The sequence below is a fragment of the Hydrogenophaga sp. R2 genome, assembly GCF_049843595.1.
Lineage (GTDB): Bacteria > Pseudomonadota > Gammaproteobacteria > Burkholderiales > Burkholderiaceae_C > Hydrogenophaga.
Window position 1 is genome coordinate 1,299,472 of the sequence record NZ_JBBHZN010000001.1, and the last position, 17,931, is coordinate 1,317,402.

Sequence of the window (17,931 nt, forward strand, 5' to 3'; positions counted from 1 at the left end):
GTCAATCTGAATTGACACCAGGGGTGGACCGGCGTACAACGGCCGGCATGTCCCGCCCCGCCCTCTCCGCCGTCACCGAGCTGTTCAAGCCCATCACCTGGTTTCCGCCCATGTGGGCGTTTGCCTGCGGGGTGGTGGCTTCCGGTGTGTCCATGGACGGGCGCTGGTGGCTGGCCCTGGTGGGCGTGGCCCTGGCCGGTCCGCTGGTGTGCGCCACCAGCCAGGCCGTCAACGACTGGTTCGACCGCCATGTGGATGCCATCAACGAGCCGCAGCGCCCCATCCCGTCGGGCCGCATGCCGGGCCGCTGGGGCCTGTACCTGGCGGTGGCCTGGACGGCCCTGTCCTTGCTGGTGGCCACCGTGCTCGGCCCCTGGGGCTTCGGGGCGGCGGCCATCGGCCTGCTGCTGGCCTGGGCCTACAGCGCGCCACCCCTGCGCCTGAAGGAAAACGGCTGGTGGGGCAACGCGGCCTGCGGCATCAGCTACGAAGGCATTGCCTGGATCACCGGCGCGGCCGTGATGGCCGGTGGTGCCATGCCCGGCGGCGAATCGCTGGTGCTGGCCGCCCTCTACAGCGCCGGCACCCACGGCATCATGACCCTCAACGATTTCAAGGCCGTGGCCGGTGACCGGCGCATGGGCGTGCGTTCGCTGCCGGTGCAGCTGGGCGTGGACCGCGCGGCCCGCGTGGCCTGCTGGTTCATGGCGGTGCCCCAGGTGCTGGTGATCGGCCTGCTGCTGCACTGGGAGCGCCCGCTGCACGCGGCCGGCGTGGCCGCGCTGCTGCTGGTGCAGGGCGTGCTGATGCGGCGCTTTCTGGCCAGCCCGACCGAACGGGCCCTGTGGTACAGCGGTTTCGGCGTGCCCCTGTTCGTGGCCGGCATGATGGTCAGCGCCTTCGCGCTGCGCAGCCTGGGGGCCGCACCATGAACGACTTCGGCTGGTCCCGCATCGTGCGCATCGGCCTGGTGCAGGCCTGCCTGGGCTCCATCGTGGTGCTGACCACCTCCACCCTGAACCGGGTGATGGTGGTGGAACTCGCCCTGCCCGCCCTGCTGCCCGGCCTGCTGGTGGCCCTGCACTACACGGTGCAGATGGCCAGGCCGCGCATGGGTTTCGGATCGGACGTGGGCCAGCGACGCACACCCTGGATCGTGGGCGGCATGGCGGTGCTGGGCACTGGCGGGGTGGTGGCAGCGTCCAGCACCCTGTGGCTGGCCAGCCAGCCCTGGATGGGCGTGCTGGTGGCCACGCTGGGTTTCGTGCTGGTGGGCCTGGGCGTGAGCGCGGCCGGCACCTCGCTGCTGGTGCTGCTGGCCAAGCGGGTGCCCGAGGGGCGGCGTGCCGGCGCGGCCACGCTGGTCTGGATGATGATGATCCTGGGCTTTGCCCTCACGGCCGGCATCACCGGCCGCCTGATCGACCCGTTCTCGCCGCAGCGGCTGGTGGCGGTGAGCACCGGCGTGTCGCTGCTGGCGTTCGTGGTCACGCTGGTGGTGCTGCGCGGGCTCGAAGGCACGGTCGACCGGCCAGCGGACACCACCCCGGCCGACGCACCACGCCCGGCCTTCCGGCAGGCGCTTTCACAGATCTGGGACGAGCCGGTGGCGCGCCGCTTCACGGTGTTCGTGTTCGTCTCGATGATCGCTTTCAGCGCGCAGGACCTGATCCTGGAGCCCTTTGCCGGCACCGTGTTCGGCTTCACCCCGGGCGAATCCACCCGGCTCTCGGGCCTGCAGAACGCCGGCGTGCTGAGCGGCATGCTGCTGGTGGCGGCTGCCGGCGCCCTGGGGCACCGCTGGACCCATGTGCCCGGCTGGCGGCATGTGGGCTCGCTGCGCGCCTGGGCGGTGGGCGGCTGCATCACCTCGGCCCTGGCCCTGGGCGGGCTCACGCTGGCCGGCCTGCGGGGCCCGGGCTGGCCGCTGTCGGCCAATGTGTTCCTGCTGGGCCTGTGCAACGGTGCGTTCTCGATCGGCGCCATCGGCTCCATGATGGCCCTGGCCTCGCAGGGCCGCCACGGCCGCGAAGGCGTGCGCATGGGCCTGTGGGGCGCGGCGCAGGCCATCGGCTTTGCCCTGGGTGGCCTGCTGGGCACCGCGGCGGCCGACCTGTCGCGGGCGCTGCTGGCCGACACCGGCACCGCCTACGCCCTGGTGTTCGGCATCGAGGCCCTGGCCTTCGTGGGCGCTGCCGCACTGGCCGCCCGGGTGTCCACCGTGCAACCGTCCTTCCGCGCAGCGGCCGCCACCCCCCGGCGCACCGATGCCTTCCCCGTTCCCACGGCCGCTCTCGGCCAGCAACAGAGGCCCGCAGCATGAATGCCGACGACATCTTCGACGTGGTGGTGATCGGTGGCGGCCCGGCCGGCGCCACCGCCGCCCAGGAACTCGCCCGCCAGGGCCATGCGGTGATGCTGCTGGACCGCGAGGGCCGCATCAAGCCCTGCGGCGGCGCCATCCCGCCCCGGCTGATCCGCGACTTCGACATCCCCGACCACATGCTGGTGGCCAAGGCCCAGTGCGCCCGCATGATCGCGCCGTCCAGCAAGCATGTGGACATCCCCATCGAGAACGGCTTTGTCGGCATGGTCGACCGGGCCGAGTTCGATGAATGGCTGCGTGAACGCGCCCGCCAGGCCGGCGCCGTGCGCCACAGCGGGCAGTTCACCCAGCTGCAGCGCGATGCCGACGGCACCACCCGCGTGAGCTGGCTGCCCAAGGGCAGCAGCACGCCACAGAGCGTGCGCGCCCGCAGCGTGATCGGCGCCGACGGCGCCCGCTCCGAGGTGGCGCGCCAGGGCGGCGTGCCCGGCGCCGAGAAGACCCGCTATGTGTTTGCGTACCACGAGATCGTGCGCGCCCCGGAGGCGGCCGAGCGCCGTGCCGACTACGACGGCGCCCGCTGCGACGTGTACTACCAGGGCCGTTTCTCGCCCGACTTCTATGGCTGGGTGTTCCCGCACGGCGGCACGCTCAGCGTGGGCACCGGCAGCGCCGACAAGGGCTTCTCGCTCAAGGGATCGGTGGCCCGCATGCGCAAGGCCAGCGGCCTGGACGGCCTGGAGACCCTGCGGCGCGAAGGCGCACCCATTCCCATGAAGCCCCTGCCCCGCTGGGACAACGGCCGCGATCTGGTGCTGGCCGGCGACGCCGCCGGCGTGGTGGCCCCGGCATCGGGCGAAGGCATCTACTACGCCATGCTGGGTGGTCAGCTGGCGGCGCAGTCGGTGCACGAGCTGCTGGCCACCGGCGACCCCGCCAGCCTCAAGCTGGCCCGCAAGCGCTTCCTGCGCGAGCACGGCACCGTGTTCAAGGTGCTGGGCATCATGCAGTGGTTCTGGTACGGCAGCGAGAAGCGGCGCGAGCGCTTCGTGAAGATCTGCGAGGACCGCGACGTGCAGCAGCTCACCTTCGAGTCCTACATGAACAAGAAGCTGGTGCGCAAGAAGCCCATGGCCCATGTGCGCATCTTCCTCAAGGACGTGGGACACCTGCTGGGCATGGCCCGTGTCTGACGCAGCCCCAGTCACCGCGTGACCTTGCCTGCCGACGCCCTGATGCTCCTGCTCGACGGCATCCTGGTGCTCACCGTGCTGGAGGCGGTGGTGCTGACCCTGCACCACCAGCGCACCGGCGCGGGTGTCGCGCCGATGGATGTATTGCCCAACCTGTCCTCGGGCCTGTGCCTGATGCTGGCGCTGCGCAGCGCCCTGGCCGGCTGGCCATGGCCGCTCACCCTGGGCGGGCTGGCGGCTTCGGGCCTGCTGCATGCCTGGGACCTGAGGCGGCGCTGGCACCGCCCCTGATCCCGGGCCGTTTCAACCGGCGATCAGCCGGCCTTCTTCACGTAGGCCGAGCACCAGCCCTTGGCGGCCACCTGCTTGCCCGGGAAGATGCCGCAGCCGCCGGCCGCGTCGGTGGCCTTGCCCTGGAACAGCTGGCAGTTGCTGCACTGCTGGGTGGCGGCGTGCTTGGGGTACTTCTTGGCGTCCACCTTGGTGGTGTCGGCGGCATAACCCAGGGACTGGGCCTGCGGCGACGCCGGATCGACCATGGCCGGGGCCTGGGCGAGTGCGGCCGAACCCGCCATCAGGGCCGTGCCGCCGGCTGCCACCTGCATCATGAACACGCGGCGGCTGGATGCGCCCAGGAAACTCTTCTTCGACTGATCCATGTGTGACCTCTTTCGTGGGTGGGGTTGAACGAACACCGCCGCATGCTAGGACCGCCTGCGTGAAGGTTGACTTAAGCCCCGGAAGCCCGACTGCGGTGGTGCGCCATTGGCGGCCGGCCCTATCCCCTAAGATCGGCGGTTTTGCGCCGTCTCCGACCCGCCATCCCCGATGCCCAGCCCCACGGAAACCGCCGCCGGCGCCGCAGCGAACCTCGACCTGTCGCTGCACACGCCCATGATGCAGCAGTACCTGACCATCAAGTCCGCCTACCCGGACACGCTGGTCTTCTACCGCATGGGCGACTTTTACGAGCTGTTCTACGACGACGCCGAGAAGGCCGCGCGGCTGCTGGACATCACGCTCACCCACCGGGGTCAGTCGGCCGGCCGGCCGGTCTCCATGGCGGGCGTGCCCTTCCATTCGGTGGACAGTTATCTCTCGCGCCTGATCCGCCTGGGCGAATCGGTGGCCATCTGCGAGCAGGTGGGCGACGTGGGCGCCAGCAAGGGCCCGGTGGAGCGCAAGGTGGTGCGCGTGGTCACCCCCGGCACCCTGACCGACGCCGAATTGCTGTCCGACAAGACCGAGGCCATCCTGATGGCGGTGCACCCCGGCGCCCGCACCGGCTGCGGTCTGGCCTGGATGTCGGTGACCCAGGGCGTGGTGTTCCTGGCCCAGTGCGATTCGGACGCGCTGGCCGACTGGGTGGCCCGCATCGGCCCTGGCGAACTGCTCTACAGCGCCGAGGTGACGCCCACCTTCGAGAAACGGGTGCAGGCCCTGGCCGCCACCGCAGCCCCGCAGCGGCTGGTGGCCGTGGTGCGCCCGGCCTGGACCTTTGACGCCACCCTGGGCCAGCGCAAGCTGCTGGAGCAGCTGCAGGCCGCCAGCCTGGCCGCCTGGGACGCCCAGGACCTGCCCGATGCCCATGCCGCCGCCGCTGCCCTGCTGGCCCACGCCGAACACACCCAGGGCCGGGCCCTCACCCATGTGCGCAGCCTGCAGGTGGCCCGGCCCGACGACCGCATCGACCTGCCGCCCAACACCCGCCGCAACCTGGAACTGGTGCAGACCCTGCGCGGCGAATCCAGCCCCACGCTGCTGAGCCTGCTCGATGTGTGCCACACCGGCATGGGCAGCCGGCTGCTGCGCCAGTGGCTGCTGGAGCCGCCGCGCGACCGCACCATCGCGCGCGGGCGGCTCTCTGCCATCGCTGCGCTCCAGCAGGGTTCGCCCACCACCGCATCCGCGCTGTGGCAGCGCCTGGGCCAGCAGCTCAAGGGCGCCAGCGACGTGGAGCGCATCACCGCCCGCACCGCGCTGCGCCAGGTCAAGCCACGCGAACTGGTGGGCCTGGGCCATACGCTGCAGCGCGCCGCCGCCCTGGCGGCCGAACTGGCCGCTGCACAGCCGGAGCCCGCCAGCCTGCTGGGCCGCATCGCGGCCGACCTGCAGCCCCCGCACGGCTGTGCCGAGCTGCTGAGTGCCGCCCTGCTGTCCGAGCCGGCCGCGCTGGTGCGCGATGGCGGCGTCATCAACGACGGCTTCGATGCCGACCTGGACGAGCTGCGCGGCATCCAGAACAACTGCGACGGCTTCCTGATCGACCTGGAAACCCGCGAACGCGCGCGCACCGGCATTGCCAACCTGCGGGTGCAGTTCAACAAGGTGCACGGCTTCTACATCGAGGTGACGCAGGGCCAGCTCGACCGCGTGCCCGACGACTACCGCCGCCGCCAGACGCTCAAGAACGCCGAGCGTTTCATCACGCCCGAACTCAAGGCCTTTGAAGACAAGGCCCTGAGCGCCCAGGAGCGTGCCCTGGCGCGCGAAAAGTGGCTCTACGAGCAGCTGCTCGATGCGCTGCAGGCCCATGTGCCGGCGCTCTCCCGCCTGGCGCGGGCGCTGGCCGCGCTGGACGTGCTGTGCGCCCTGACCGAACGTTCGCTCACGCTGGGCTGGTGCGAGCCGCAGTTCGTGAGCGAGCCCTGCATCGACATCCGGGGTGGCCGCCACCCGGTGGTGGAAGCGCGCCTGAACGAGACCACCGGCGGCGCCTTCATCGCCAACGACACGGTGCTCGGTCCCAAGGCGCGCATGCAGGTCATCACCGGCCCCAACATGGGCGGCAAGAGCACCTACATGCGGCAGGTGGCGGTGATCGTGCTGCTGGCCAGCATGGGCAGCCATGTGCCGGCGGCCTCGGTCCGCCTGGGGCCCATCGACGCCATCCACACCCGCATCGGTGCGGCCGACGACCTGGCCAACGCCCAGTCCACCTTCATGGTGGAGATGACCGAGGCGGCGCAGATCCTGCACGCCGCCACGCCCGAGAGCCTGGTGCTGATGGACGAGATCGGGCGCGGCACCTCCACCTTCGACGGCCTGGCCCTGGCCGGCGGCATCGCCGCCCACCTGCACGACCGCTCGCGCTGCTTCTGCCTGTTCGCCACCCACTATTTCGAGCTCACCGAATTCCCGGCCAGCCACCACGCCGCCGTGAACGTGCATGTGAGCGCCACCGAGGGTGGTCGCGGCGGCATCGTGTTCCTGCACCACATCGAACCGGGCCCGGCCAGCCGCAGCTACGGCATCCAGGTGGCCCGCCTGGCCGGTGTGCCCGCGCCGGTGGTGACGCATGCGCGGCAGGCACTGGCCGCGCTGGAGGCGCACAGTCAGGAAAGCCGCGTGCAGGTGGACCTGTTTGCCCCGCCCCCGCCCGAGGAAGCCCCCGAACCCCATCCGGTGGTGGCCGCGCTGGCCGCCATCGACCCCGACGCCCTGAGCCCGCGCGACGCGCTGGACCAGCTCTACCAACTCAAGAAACTGATCGGCACCCCATGACCTACTGCGTCGCCGTGAAACTCAAGGCCGGCATGGTGTTCCTGTCGGACTCCCGCACCAACGCCGGTCTCGACCAGATCAGCACCTTCCGCAAGATGATCATCTACGAGCGGCCGGGCGACCGCTTCATGTGCCTGCTCTCGGCCGGCAACCTGAGCATCGCGCAGTCGGTGCGCGAGATCCTGCAGGTGGAGCGGCTGGACGACGGCGACGACGCCGAACCGCTGACCATCTGGAACGCCACCAGCATGTTCGACGCGGCCCGGGTGCTGGGTTCGGCCATCCGCCATGTGTACGAGCGCGACGGCGAATCGCTCAAGCGCGCCGGGGTGGACTTCAATGTGTCCATGCTGTTCGGCGGCCAGATCGGCAGCGAGGGCATGCGCCTGTTCCAGATGTACGCCGCCGGCAACTTCATCGAGGCCACCGGCGAGACGCCGTTCTTCCAGATCGGCGAGTCCAAGTATGGCAAGCCGGTGCTGGACCGGGTGATCAACCCCGACACCCCGCTGGACGAGGCCGCCAAGTGCGTGCTGGTGTCCATGGACTCCACCCTCAAGTCCAACCTGTCGGTGGGCCTGCCGCTGGACATGGCCGTCTACGAGGCCGGCCGCCTGAGCTCCGACCGCATCACCTGCATCGACGAGAACAACCCCTACTTCCGCATGGTGCGCAGCACCTGGGGCGAGAAGCTGCGCCAGGTGTTCGACGAGATCGACCGCCCGGTCTGGGACGGCAGCCCCACCGAGGTGCCGCTGATGGGCTGCAGCACCCGCAGCCAGCCGCTCAAGAAAATCTCCACGCCGCAAGAGAAGCTGATCTGATGATCATCTTCTCGCACGCCAACAGCTTCCCGGCGAGCACCTACGGGGTGCTGTTCAAGTCGCTGCGCGCGCGCGGCCACCAGGTGCGCGCCCTGGAGAAGTTCGGCCACGACCCGGCCTACCCGGTCACCAGCAACTGGCCGCACCTGGTGCAGCAGCTGGCCGACTTTGCCGGCGCCGAGATCCAGCGCCACGGCCAGCCGGCCTGGCTGGTGGGCCATTCGCTGGGCGGCTTCCTGAGCGTGATGTGCGCGGCCCGCCATGCGAAGCTGGGCGGGCACGGCGTGCGCGGCGTGGTGCTGATCGACTCGCCGGTGCTGGGCGGCTGGCGTGCCCGCACGCTGGAGCTGATCAAGCGCACCCAGCTGGTCGGGTCGCTCTCGCCCGGCAAGATCAGCCGCAAGCGCCGCCACCAGTGGCCCGACCGGGACGCTGCCCTGGCCCACTTTGCCGGCAAGCGCAGCTTCGCGGCCTGGCATCCGCAGGTGCTGGCCGACTACATCGACCACGGCACGGTGGATGCCGACACGCCACAGGGCCCGCGCCGCGTGCTGGCCTTCGACCGCGACGTGGAGACCGCCATCTACAACACCCTGCCCCACAACCTCGACCGGCTGCTGCGGCGACACCCGCTGCAGTGCCCGGTGGGCTTCATCGGCGGCACCGACTCGCAGGAAATGCGGCAGGTCGGCATGGCCATGACGCTCCGGCTGGTCGGGCGCGACCGCCCGCAGCGGCTGCAGATGATCGAAGGCAGCCACCTGTTCCCGATGGAGAAGCCGCAGGAGACCGCTGCCGCCCTGGAGCGGGTGCTGGCCGACCTGGCCACGCGCTGACCTGACGGCAGCGCACCCACCCGAAGCGGCTGGGTATATGCTCGACGACCGAGCCCACCACCCCACCATGCCGCCCCGCACGCCCCACCCCGATTCCATGCCCGGCATCGATGCGCCGGCGACGGACTTCGGGGGCCCCGGATACCGTCGCCCGTGGCCAGTGCGGCTGGGCCGCGTGCTCATGCAGTGGCGCCCGGACAAGCACCCCTTGTGGCTGCGCCTGCTGGTGGCCCTGGTGCTCACCCTGCTGGCGGCCTGGCTGCGCATGGCGCTGGCGCCGGCCGAATCGGGGGGCCGCTTCATCACGCTGTCGCTGGCGGCGGCCCTCTCCGCCCTGTACGGGGGGTTCAGGGCCGGCATGTTCAGCACCGTGGTGGGCATGCTGGTGATCAACTATGCGCTGGTCAAGCCCTACTTCAGCCTGGCCTTCGACGACCCGGCCGAGGCCTTCTGGCTCAACCTGTGGCACCTGATCACACAGGTGGTGGTGGTGGGCGCCATCGCCCTCATGCAGCGGCAGAACCGGGCCCTGCGCCGGGCCACCGAGCTGGTGCGCCGCACCGCACAACGCCTGAACGACACCTTCGAGGTGAGTGCCGTGGGCATGGCCCACAGCCACATCGACGGGCGCTGGATCCGCGTCAACCGCACCTACTGCGAACTCATCGGCTACACCGAGGCCGAGCTGCTGCAGACCCGTTTCGAGGACTTCACCCACCCGGACGATCTGGCCGTCGACCTGGAACTGCTGCAGCGCACGCTGCGCGGCGACATCGACCACTACTCGATCGAGAAGCGTTATCTGCACCGGTCCGGTCGGGTGGTGTGGGTGCAGCTCACGGTGGCCCTGGTCCGCCAGAGCGACGGCGCCCCCGACTACCTGATCGCCGTGGTGCAGGACATCTCGCACATCAAGTCGGTGGAACAGGCCCTGCGCACCACCGAACGCCTGCTCAACCAGTCGCATGTGATGGCCGGCATGGCCAGCTGGCAGGCCGACCTGCGCTCCCGCCGCTTCCTCACGCTCTCGGGCTCGCATGTGGTGCTGGACCTGCCGGCCGCCGAACTCCAGGCCGAGGAGCTGCGCGCCATCACCCACCCCGACGATCTGCCCATGGTCGACCGCACCTGGGCGGCCGCGGTCAAGGGCCTGCTGCCCTACAACATCGAGTACCGGCTGCGCATCCGCGACGAGTACCGGTGGTTCTCGGTCCGGGCCGAGTTCGAGCGCGATGCCGCCGGCCACGCCATCCGGGCGCTGGGCGTGACGCTGGACATCACCGCCCGCAAGCAGGCCGAACTGGAGATCCGCCAGCTCAATGCCACGCTGGAAGAACGCATCCGCGAACGCACCCAGGCGCTGCAGGCCGCCTACGACGAGCTGGAGAGCTATTCGTACGCGGTGGCGCACGACCTGCGCTCGCCGCTGCGCATCATCAACGGCTTTGCCTCGGCGGTGGTGGAGGACGAAGACGGCCTGACCGCCGCGGGCCGGCAGCACCTGGACCGCATCATGCTGGCCAGCAAGAAGATGGGCGAGCTGATCGACGGCCTGCTCAAGCTGTCGCAGGTGTCGCGCGGCGAGCTGCTGCGCCAGCCGGTCAACCTGAGCGACATGGCCCAGCGGCTGTTGTGCGAGCTCTCGGCCACCGAGCCGGAGCGGCTGGTGCACTGGGAAGTGGAGCCCGGCCTTCAGGCCCTGGCCGATCCGCCCCTGGTGGAGGCGCTGCTGCAGAACCTGCTGCACAACGCCTGGAAGTATTCGGCCCGCACACCGCAGGCCCGCATCCGGGTCACGCTGGACAGCCTGGACGGCGTGCGCGCCTTCTGCGTGTCGGACAACGGGGCCGGCTTCGACATGGGCCGGGCCGCCAAGCTGTTCCAGCCCTTCCAGCGCCTGCACGGTCCCAACGAGTTCGTGGGCCTGGGCATCGGCCTGGCCACGGTGCGGCGCATCGTGGTGCGCCACGGCGGCCTGCTCAAGGCCGAATCGGCGCCGGGCCAGGGCGCCAAGTTCTGGTTCACGCTGCAGCCGCCGCTGCAGCGCTGAGGCGCATCAGGGGGTCCAGTCGATCCAGCCGCCCCAGGCGGTGAGCAGGATCAGGCCGCCGAACACGATGCGGTACCACGCGAACGGCACGAAGGTGTGGGTGGAGACGAAGCGCAGCAGCCAGCGCACGCAGACCCAGGCCGAGAGCCACGCCGCCACCAGACCGACCGCGAACATCGGGATGTCGGCGCGGCTGAGCAGGTGGTGGTTCTTGTAGAGGTCGTAGGCGGCCGCCCCGAACAGCACCGGGATGGCCAGGAAGAAGCTGAACTCGGTGGCGGTGCGGCGGTTCAGGCCCAGCAGCATGCCGCCGATGATGGTGGCGCCCGAGCGGCTCACGCCCGGGATCAGCGCCACGCACTGCACCAGACCCACCTTGAGTGCGTCGGTCCAGCGCATGTCGTCGATCTGCTCGATGCGGGCCCGGGCCCCTTGCGCCTGCAGCCGCTCGGCCCACAGGATCACCAGGCCGCCGGCAATGAAGCTCGATGCCACCACCAGCGGGTTGAACAGCACCGCCTTGATCGGCCCGATGAACAGGAAGCCCAGCAGCGCGGCCGGGAAGAAGCCGATCGACACGTTGGCCGTGAAGCGCACCGCCACCCGGTCGCCGCGCGGCAGGCCGGCCAGGGTGGACCACATGCGCTCGGCATAGAGCGAGACGATGGCCAGGATGGCGCCGGTCTGGATGACCACCTCGAACAGCTTGATCTTCTCGCCCGGCATCTTGAGCAGGGCGGCGGCCAGGATCAGGTGGCCGGTGGACGAGACGGGGATGAATTCGGTCAGGCCCTCGACCACGCCCATGATGGCGGCCTTGAGCAGGAGGATGAGATCCATGGGGATGTGTGCAATCCAGTAGGGAGACAGCCCGCCATCCTACCCGGCACCGGGCGGCACCCGCGGGACTGCGGCGGTCACTCGTGGCGCAGCGCCTCGATCGGCAGCAGGCCGGCAGCCCGGCGCGCCGGGTAGTAGCCGAAGAACACGCCCACCAGGGCGGCAAAGCCGGCCGCCAGCGCCACCGCCTGGGCCGACATGCTGACCTGCCAGCCCGCCACCTCGGCCGTGGCCCAGGTGGCCGCTGCCCCCAGCACCACGCCGATGGCGCCACCGATCAGGCTGAGCGTGACCGCCTCGATCAGGAACTGCGCCAGGATGTCGCGCCCGCGCGCGCCCACCGCCATGCGCAGGCCGATCTCGCGGGTGCGCTCGGTCACGCTGACCAGCATGATGTTCATGATGCCGATGCCGCCCACGATCAGGCTCACGCCGGCCACCGCCGACAGCAGCCAGGTCATGACCCGGCTGGCCTCTTCCTGGGCCTGCAGCACCTCGGACAGGTTGTTGACCGAGAAGGTGTCGTCGCCCTCCTCCGACACCCGAAGCCGCTGGCGCAGCAGGTCGCGCACGCTCTGCTCGACCGCCTTCATGTCCTGGCCTTCGCGCACCTTCACGAAGATGGTCCAGATGCGCCGCACATTGCCGCCGGCGTTCCAGATGCGGTTGCGGAAGGTGGACATGGGCATGACCACGATGTCGTCCTGGTCCTGGCCCGAGGCGTTCTGGCCCTTGCGCTCCAGCACCCCGACGATGGTGAAGGGCACGCCGCGCACCCGGATGACCTGGTCCACCGGGTCCTGGTCGCCGAAGAGTTCGCGCGCCACGGTCTGGCCGATCCAGGCCACCTTGGCCGAACTGCTCTGCTCGGCCGGCTCGAACAGGCGCCCGCTGGCCAGCGCCCAGTCGCGCACGTCCAGGTACTCGTTGGTGGTGCCGAAGATGGTGGTGTTCCAGTTGGCGTTCTGGGCCACGGCCTGCGCGGTGGTGCGCGAGCCGGGCGCGGCGGCCTGCACCTCGGGGATCTCGGCCATGATGGCCTGCACGTCTTCCTCGGTGAAGCGGGAACGGGTCTGGGCGCCCTGGCGCACGCCGGCGGCCGAGAGGCTGCCTGGCAGCACCAGCATCACGTTGGAGCCGAGCGACTTCATCTGCTCCTGCACCCGCTGCGTGGCACCGCCGCCGACCGCGATCATGGTGATGACGGCCGCCACGCCGATGATGATGCCCAGCATGGTGAGCATGCTGCGCAGCTTGTTGGCCTTGAGCGAGCGCCACGCGCTGCGGATGGCGGTCAGCGTGTTCATGCCGCCACCTCGCGCGGGCTGCCGTGCACCGGCACCTGCAGGGCGTCCTCCACGATGCGCCCGTCGCGGAACACCAGGCGGCGCTGCGCCCAGGCGGCGATGTCGCTCTCGTGCGTGACCATCACCACCGTGATGCCGCCGGCGTGCAGGCCGGCCAGCAGCTGCATCACCTCGTCGCTGGTGCGCGAATCGAGCGCGCCGGTGGGTTCGTCGGCCAGGATCAGCGAAGGCTGGTTCACCAGCGCCCGCGCAATGGCCACCCTCTGCTGCTGACCACCGGAGAGCTGCGAGGGCGTGTGGTGCGCCCGCTCGGCCAGGCCCACCTGGGCCAGCGCGGCCAGCGCACGCTCGCGCCGCTGTGGCGCAGGCACGCCGCCGTACACCAGGGGCAGCTCCACGTTCTCCTGGGCGGAGGTGCGGGGCAGCAGGTTGAACTGCTGGAACACGAAGCCGATGCGCCGGTTGCGCACCTCGGCCAGGCGGTCAGGGGAGAGGTCCTGCACCGGCTCGCCGGCCAGGCGGTATTCGCCGGTGTCGGGCCGGTCCAGGCAGCCCAGCACATTGAGCAGCGTGCTCTTGCCCGAGCCCGAGGCACCCATGATGGCCACGAACTCGCCGGCCTGGATGTCCAGCGACACGCCATCGAGCGCATGCACCGCCTGGTCGCCGGCGCCGTAGGTCTTGTGCAGGTCGCGGATCTCGATAAGGGCCATGGCGGCAGCCTCAGAACGGCAGGCGCGGAGCCGGCTGGCGCGAGCGGGCCGCCGCCGGGGCCGCACCGCCCTGCACGCCGGTGACGACCTTCGCCCCTTCCACCACGCGGGCCGCATCCGGGCTGTCGGGCTTGAGCACCACCTCGGTGAAGCTGCCGTCGGTCACGCCGGTGCCCACAGCCACGGTGACGGTCTGGTTGTTGTCGTCCAGCAGGTGGATGCGGCCGCGCGGCGGTCCACCGCGCGGGCCGCTGGCGGCGCCGTTCCCGGCCTCGGGGCCGGGCAGGCGCACCCGCAGCGCGGCGTTGGGCACCTTCAGCACGTTCTCGCGCTGGTCGGTGACCACCCGCACGTTGGCGGTCATGCCGGGCAGCAGGCGGCTGTCGCCGTTGGCAAAGCCCACCACGGCGATGTAGGTGATGACGTTGGACACATTGGTGGCCGCCTTGCGCACCTGCCTGACCTGGCCCTCGAAGGTGCGGCCGGGGAAGGCGTCCACGGTGAAGGTGGCCTTCTGGCCGGGCCGGATGCGGCCCACGTCGGCCTCGTCGATGCTGGCGTCCACCTGCATCTCGGACAGGTTCTGCGCAATCACGAACAGCTCGGGCGCCTGCAGGCTGGCGGCCACGGTCTGGCCGCGCTCCACCGTGCGCTTGATGACGATGCCGTCCACCGGCGAGGTGATGCGGGTGCGCGCCAGATCCACCCGGGCCTGCGACACCGCCGCCTCGCGCTGCTTCACGTTGGCGCGCGCGCTGGCGATCTGCGCCTCGCTCACGCCCACCAGGGCCTCCACCGCCTTGAGCGATTCCTGGGCCGACGCCAGGGCGGCGCGGGTGCGGTCGGCCTCGCTCTGGGCAATGAAGCCCTGGGCCACCAGGCTGAGGTTGCGTTCGTGGTTGCGCTGGGCCTCGGCCAGGTCGGTGCGGGCGCGCGACACATTGGCGCGGGCCGACGCGGCATTGGCCTGGGCGATGGCGACCGCAGCGTTGGCGGCGTCCAGATCGGCCAGGGAGGAATTGAGGCGGTATTCGAGGGTCTGGGGGTCGATCTGCGCGATCAGCTGGCCGGCCTTGACCTCGGAGTTGAAGTCGACGAACACGTCGCGCACCTGGCCGGACACCTGGGTGCCCACCGACACCTGGGTCACCGGGTTGACCGCCCCGCTGGCCGACACCGTGGCCTGCAGGTTGCCGCGTTCGATGGTGGCGCTGCGGTACTGCACCGCCGAGGCGCTGCCACGGCTGAACCACCACCATCCGCCGCCGGCCAGCAAGGCCAGCAGCAGCACCAACAACATCCAGCGAGTACGGGTCATGCCGGAATTGTAGGAAGCGCTCCCCGAGGGAGCGCTTCAGGGGGGTATCGCCCGGGTATCGGGCGGGTAAAGGCGGGGGCCGGGGGCGTCAGTCGTCCCAGCGGTCATGGCCCCGGCCACGGCCGTGCCCATGGCCATGGCCCTTGTGCCAGTGGCGGTCCTTCTTCCAGTAGCGGGGACGGTGGTCGTCGTAGTAGTAGATGGGCTGGGGTGCCACCACCACCGGACGCGGGTACACCACCACCGGGCGCGGCTGGTAGTAGTAGGCCGGCGGACCATAGACCACCGGGGGTGCATTGGCCACGCCCACCGCCACGCCGGGCGACTGGATGCCGATGGACCAGTACACGTTGTCGCGGGCTTCTGCCTCGCTGACCACGGCCGTGGCGGCCCAGGCACCGGCGGACATGACGGCAGCCATCAGGCCGCGCGCCCAGCCGTCGAGGGAACGGGTGATGGCGGGGACACGAAGGGCGGTTTGCATGGAAAGCTCCTGAGAGGGTGCGCCCAGGGAAATGCCTGCAGCGTGGACTGGATTACAAGCCGGCTTCGGTGACACACTGCCGCACGCCAGGTCAAAGTCGTTTCAAGTCGTAAACCCCTACCCGTATCGCCATGACGTCTGCTTCCGCCCCCGCCCCGTCCCAACCCGACGCCGTGCTGGACTTCTGGTTCGGCGACAGCCTGGCCCAGGGCTGGCCCGTGGTGCCGCGCAAGCCGCTGTGGTTCGGCAGCGACCCGGCGGTGGACGACACCATCCGCCAGCGCTTCGGGCCGCTGGTGGCGCAGGCGCTGGCCGGCGGGCTGAGCGACTGGGAACACCCGCCGCGCAGCCGGCTGGCGCTGCTGGTGCTGCTGGACCAGTTCACCCGCAACCTGCACCGGGGCCAGGCCACCGCCTTTGCCGGCGATGCCCGGGCCTGCGCGCTGGCGCTGGACCTGCTGGACCAGGGCCGGCACCGGGAACTGCCCCCGATCGGCCAGGTGTTCGTCTTCATGCCGCTGATGCACGCCGAAGACCTGGCCCTGCAGGACCGCTGCATCGGCTGCTTCCAGGCGCTGCTGGACGCCACGCCCGCCGACCACAGCGTGGCCCGGGACGACCTGGCCGGCCACCTGCAGTACGCCCGGCTGCACCGCGACATCGTGCTGCGCTTCGGGCGCTTTCCGCACCGCAACGCGGCGCTGGGCCGCCGCAGCACCGACGAGGAAACCGCCTTCCTGGTCGACGGACCGCGTTTCGGGCAGTAAGGCACCGGACCTCAGACACCCCCAGGGGTGTCACTGGCCTGTCATGCGAACGACCTACAACAGCGGGGTTTGCAACGAACCCACCCCGCCATGCGCCACCTCTCTCATCGCCCTGCCCACCGCACCCCTGCCGGCCTGATCGCGCCGGTGCTCGCCACCCTGATCACCGCCGCCGTGCTGAGCGCCTGCGGCGGCATGGAAGAACCACCCCAGGGCCCGCCGGTGGGCCTGGAGCTGGAGAAGATCGGCGGCTATGCCCATGCCGGCGGCGCGTCCTCGGCCGAGATCACCGCCTTCGACCCCATCAGCCAGCGCCTGTTCGTGGTCAACGGTGCCCTGGCCTCGATCGACGTGCTGGATTTCAGCCACCCCGAGGCGCCGACGCTGATCACCTCCATTCCGGCGTCCACCTTCGGCGCCGGCCTGGCCGCGGTCAACAGCGTGGCGGTGCACAACGGCATCGTGGCCCTGGCCATCGAAGCGAATCCCAAGACCGCCCCCGGCGTGGTGGCCTGGCTGCGCGCCAGCGACCTGCAGCCCCTGGGCACCGACACCGTGGGCGCCCTGCCCGACATGCTGACCTTCACCCCCGACGGCCGCACCCTGCTGGTGGCCAACGAAGGCGAGCCCGACAGCTACAACCAGCCCGCCTCACAGGACCCCGAGGGCAGCATCAGCGTGATCCGCCTGGGCAAGCTCAAGCCGGACGCGACCCGCATCGAGCGCACCGTGCTGAGCGCCGACTTCCGCGCCCTCAATGGCGAGGTGCAGCGCCTGCGCGCTGCCGGCGTGCGCATCTACGGCCCCAACGCCAGCGTGGCGCAGGACCTGGAGCCGGAATACATCACCGTGTCCGACGACGGCCGCACCGCCTGGGTGACGCTGCAGGAGAACAACGCGATCGCGGTGCTGGATGTGCGCAACGCCCGCATCACCGACATCAAGCCGCTGGGCTTCAAGAACCACAACGTGGCCGGCATGGGCATGGACCCGTCCGACCGCGACGGCGCCATCAAGATCGGCCCGGTGCCGGTCAAGGGCATGTACCTGCCCGATGCCATCGCGTCCTTCCAGGCCAAGGGCAGGACCTGGCTGATCACCGCCAACGAAGGCGATGCCCGCGCCGACTGGCCCGGCTTCAACGAAGAGACCCGTGTGGCCCAGCACTGCGCTGCCGGCCTGGACCCGACCGTGTTCAGCGACGCCGCCAACCTGATCAAGGACGCCAGCCTCGGCCGCCTGCGCATCACCACCAGCCCCAACGGCGGCAGCACCGGCAAGAACGCCCAGGGCCTGTGCACCGAGCTCTACAGCTTCGGTGGCCGCTCCTTCAGCATCTGGAGCAGCGACGTGCAGCGCGTGGCCGACTCGGGCGAAGACTTCGAGCGCCTGACCACCAGCCTGCCCAACGTGGCCTTCAATGCCAGCAACGACAACAACACGCTGGAGAGCCGCAGCGCCAGCAAAGGCCCGGAACCCGAAGGCGTGACCGTGGCCCGCTTCGGCCCCAGGACTTTTGCCTTCATCGGTCTGGAGCGCGTGGGTGGCGTGGCGGTGTACGACGTGAGCGAGCCGAACAAGCCGCGCCAGGTGAGCTACCTCAACACCCGCAATGGCACCGGCGGCGACCGGGGTCCGGAGGGCCTGACCTACATTGCGGCCGACGATTCGCCCACCGGCGAGCCGCTGCTGGTGGTGGGACACGAGTCCAGCGGCACCACCGCCGTCTACCGCATCCGGCCGACCTGGTAAGGCGCACCGGCGGGGCG

16 protein-coding genes are annotated in these 17,931 nt (G+C 70.5%); 10 read left to right on the forward strand and 6 right to left on the reverse strand.

The annotated features are described in order from the left end of the window. Positions 1 to 47 precede the first annotated feature (47 nt). Genes chlG through WD026_RS06230 form a run of 4 tightly spaced genes read left to right on the forward strand, consistent with a single transcriptional unit; the run spans position 48 to position 3,810 of the window. On the forward strand, positions 48 to 932 hold the full coding sequence (gene chlG / locus WD026_RS06215; protein WP_425722755.1) for a chlorophyll synthase ChlG: 885 nt from the start codon (positions 48 to 50) through the stop codon (positions 930 to 932). Further along, complete coding sequence (locus WD026_RS06220) at positions 929 to 2,323, forward strand: BCD family MFS transporter (RefSeq protein WP_425722756.1); 1,395 nt, start codon at positions 929 to 931, stop codon at positions 2,321 to 2,323. The genes chlG and WD026_RS06220 overlap by 4 nt, the downstream gene beginning before the upstream one ends. Then, positions 2,320 to 3,519, forward strand: coding sequence for a geranylgeranyl diphosphate reductase (locus WD026_RS06225; protein WP_425722757.1), 1,200 nt, complete (start codon positions 2,320 to 2,322; stop codon positions 3,517 to 3,519). Before WD026_RS06220 ends, WD026_RS06225 begins: the two co-directional genes overlap by 4 nt. 18 nt (positions 3,520 to 3,537) lie before the next feature. Then, positions 3,538 to 3,810, forward strand: coding sequence for a hypothetical protein (locus WD026_RS06230; RefSeq protein ID WP_425722758.1), 273 nt, complete (start codon positions 3,538 to 3,540; stop codon positions 3,808 to 3,810). 23 nt (positions 3,811 to 3,833) lie between these two features. On the opposite strand, the gene WD026_RS06235 is transcribed toward WD026_RS06230, so the two are convergent. Next, a complete protein-coding gene (locus WD026_RS06235; RefSeq protein ID WP_425722759.1) occupies positions 3,834 to 4,178 on the reverse strand; it encodes a high-potential iron-sulfur protein in 345 nt (114 codons plus the stop codon). A gap of 169 nt (positions 4,179 to 4,347) precedes the next feature. On the opposite strand from WD026_RS06235, the gene mutS reads away from it, so the two are divergent. Genes mutS through WD026_RS06255 form a run of 4 tightly spaced genes read left to right on the forward strand, consistent with a single transcriptional unit; the run spans position 4,348 to position 10,733 of the window. After that, positions 4,348 to 7,023, forward strand: a complete 2,676-nt coding sequence (mutS, locus tag WD026_RS06240) for a DNA mismatch repair protein MutS (protein WP_425722760.1) — start codon at positions 4,348 to 4,350, stop codon at positions 7,021 to 7,023. Further along, a complete protein-coding gene (locus tag WD026_RS06245; protein ID WP_425722761.1) occupies positions 7,020 to 7,847 on the forward strand; it encodes a peptidase in 828 nt (275 codons plus the stop codon). Before mutS ends, WD026_RS06245 begins: the two co-directional genes overlap by 4 nt. Next, the gene (locus tag WD026_RS06250; protein WP_425722762.1) at positions 7,847 to 8,683 is read left to right on the forward strand and encodes an alpha/beta hydrolase; all 837 of its coding nucleotides are present in this window, start codon (positions 7,847 to 7,849) and stop codon (positions 8,681 to 8,683) included. Before WD026_RS06245 ends, WD026_RS06250 begins: the two co-directional genes overlap by 1 nt. A 37-nt stretch (positions 8,684 to 8,720) precedes the next feature. Continuing rightward, positions 8,721 to 10,733 (forward strand): PAS domain S-box protein, encoded by a 2,013-nt coding sequence (locus WD026_RS06255; protein ID WP_425722763.1) that lies wholly within the window; start codon positions 8,721 to 8,723, stop codon positions 10,731 to 10,733. Between the two features lie 6 nt (positions 10,734 to 10,739). Here WD026_RS06255 and WD026_RS06260 read toward each other — a convergent pair whose 3' ends face one another. The 5 genes from WD026_RS06260 to WD026_RS06280 form a co-directional block, all read right to left on the reverse strand. Further along, positions 10,740 to 11,573 (reverse strand): undecaprenyl-diphosphate phosphatase, encoded by an 834-nt coding sequence (locus WD026_RS06260; RefSeq protein WP_425722764.1) that lies wholly within the window; start codon positions 11,571 to 11,573, stop codon positions 10,740 to 10,742. A gap of 77 nt (positions 11,574 to 11,650) precedes the next feature. Beyond that, positions 11,651 to 12,880, reverse strand: a complete 1,230-nt coding sequence (locus WD026_RS06265) for an ABC transporter permease (RefSeq protein ID WP_425722765.1) — start codon at positions 12,878 to 12,880, stop codon at positions 11,651 to 11,653. Continuing rightward, complete coding sequence (locus WD026_RS06270) at positions 12,877 to 13,593, reverse strand: ABC transporter ATP-binding protein (RefSeq protein ID WP_425722766.1); 717 nt, start codon at positions 13,591 to 13,593, stop codon at positions 12,877 to 12,879. The genes WD026_RS06265 and WD026_RS06270 overlap by 4 nt, the downstream gene beginning before the upstream one ends. A 10-nt stretch (positions 13,594 to 13,603) precedes the next feature. Further along, entirely contained in the window at positions 13,604 to 14,911 is a 1,308-nt protein-coding gene (locus tag WD026_RS06275) for an efflux RND transporter periplasmic adaptor subunit (RefSeq protein WP_425722767.1), read from the reverse strand. A gap of 88 nt (positions 14,912 to 14,999) precedes the next feature. Then, complete coding sequence (locus WD026_RS06280; RefSeq protein ID WP_425722768.1) at positions 15,000 to 15,395, reverse strand: hypothetical protein; 396 nt, start codon at positions 15,393 to 15,395, stop codon at positions 15,000 to 15,002. Positions 15,396 to 15,526: 131 nt separating this feature from the next. Between WD026_RS06280 and WD026_RS06285 the strand changes: the two genes are divergently transcribed. After that, positions 15,527 to 16,162 (forward strand): DUF924 family protein, encoded by a 636-nt coding sequence (locus WD026_RS06285; protein ID WP_425722769.1) that lies wholly within the window; start codon positions 15,527 to 15,529, stop codon positions 16,160 to 16,162. Between the two features lie 69 nt (positions 16,163 to 16,231). After that, entirely contained in the window at positions 16,232 to 17,914 is a 1,683-nt protein-coding gene (locus WD026_RS06290; protein WP_425722770.1) for a choice-of-anchor I family protein, read from the forward strand. Positions 17,915 to 17,931: the final 17 nt, after the last annotated feature.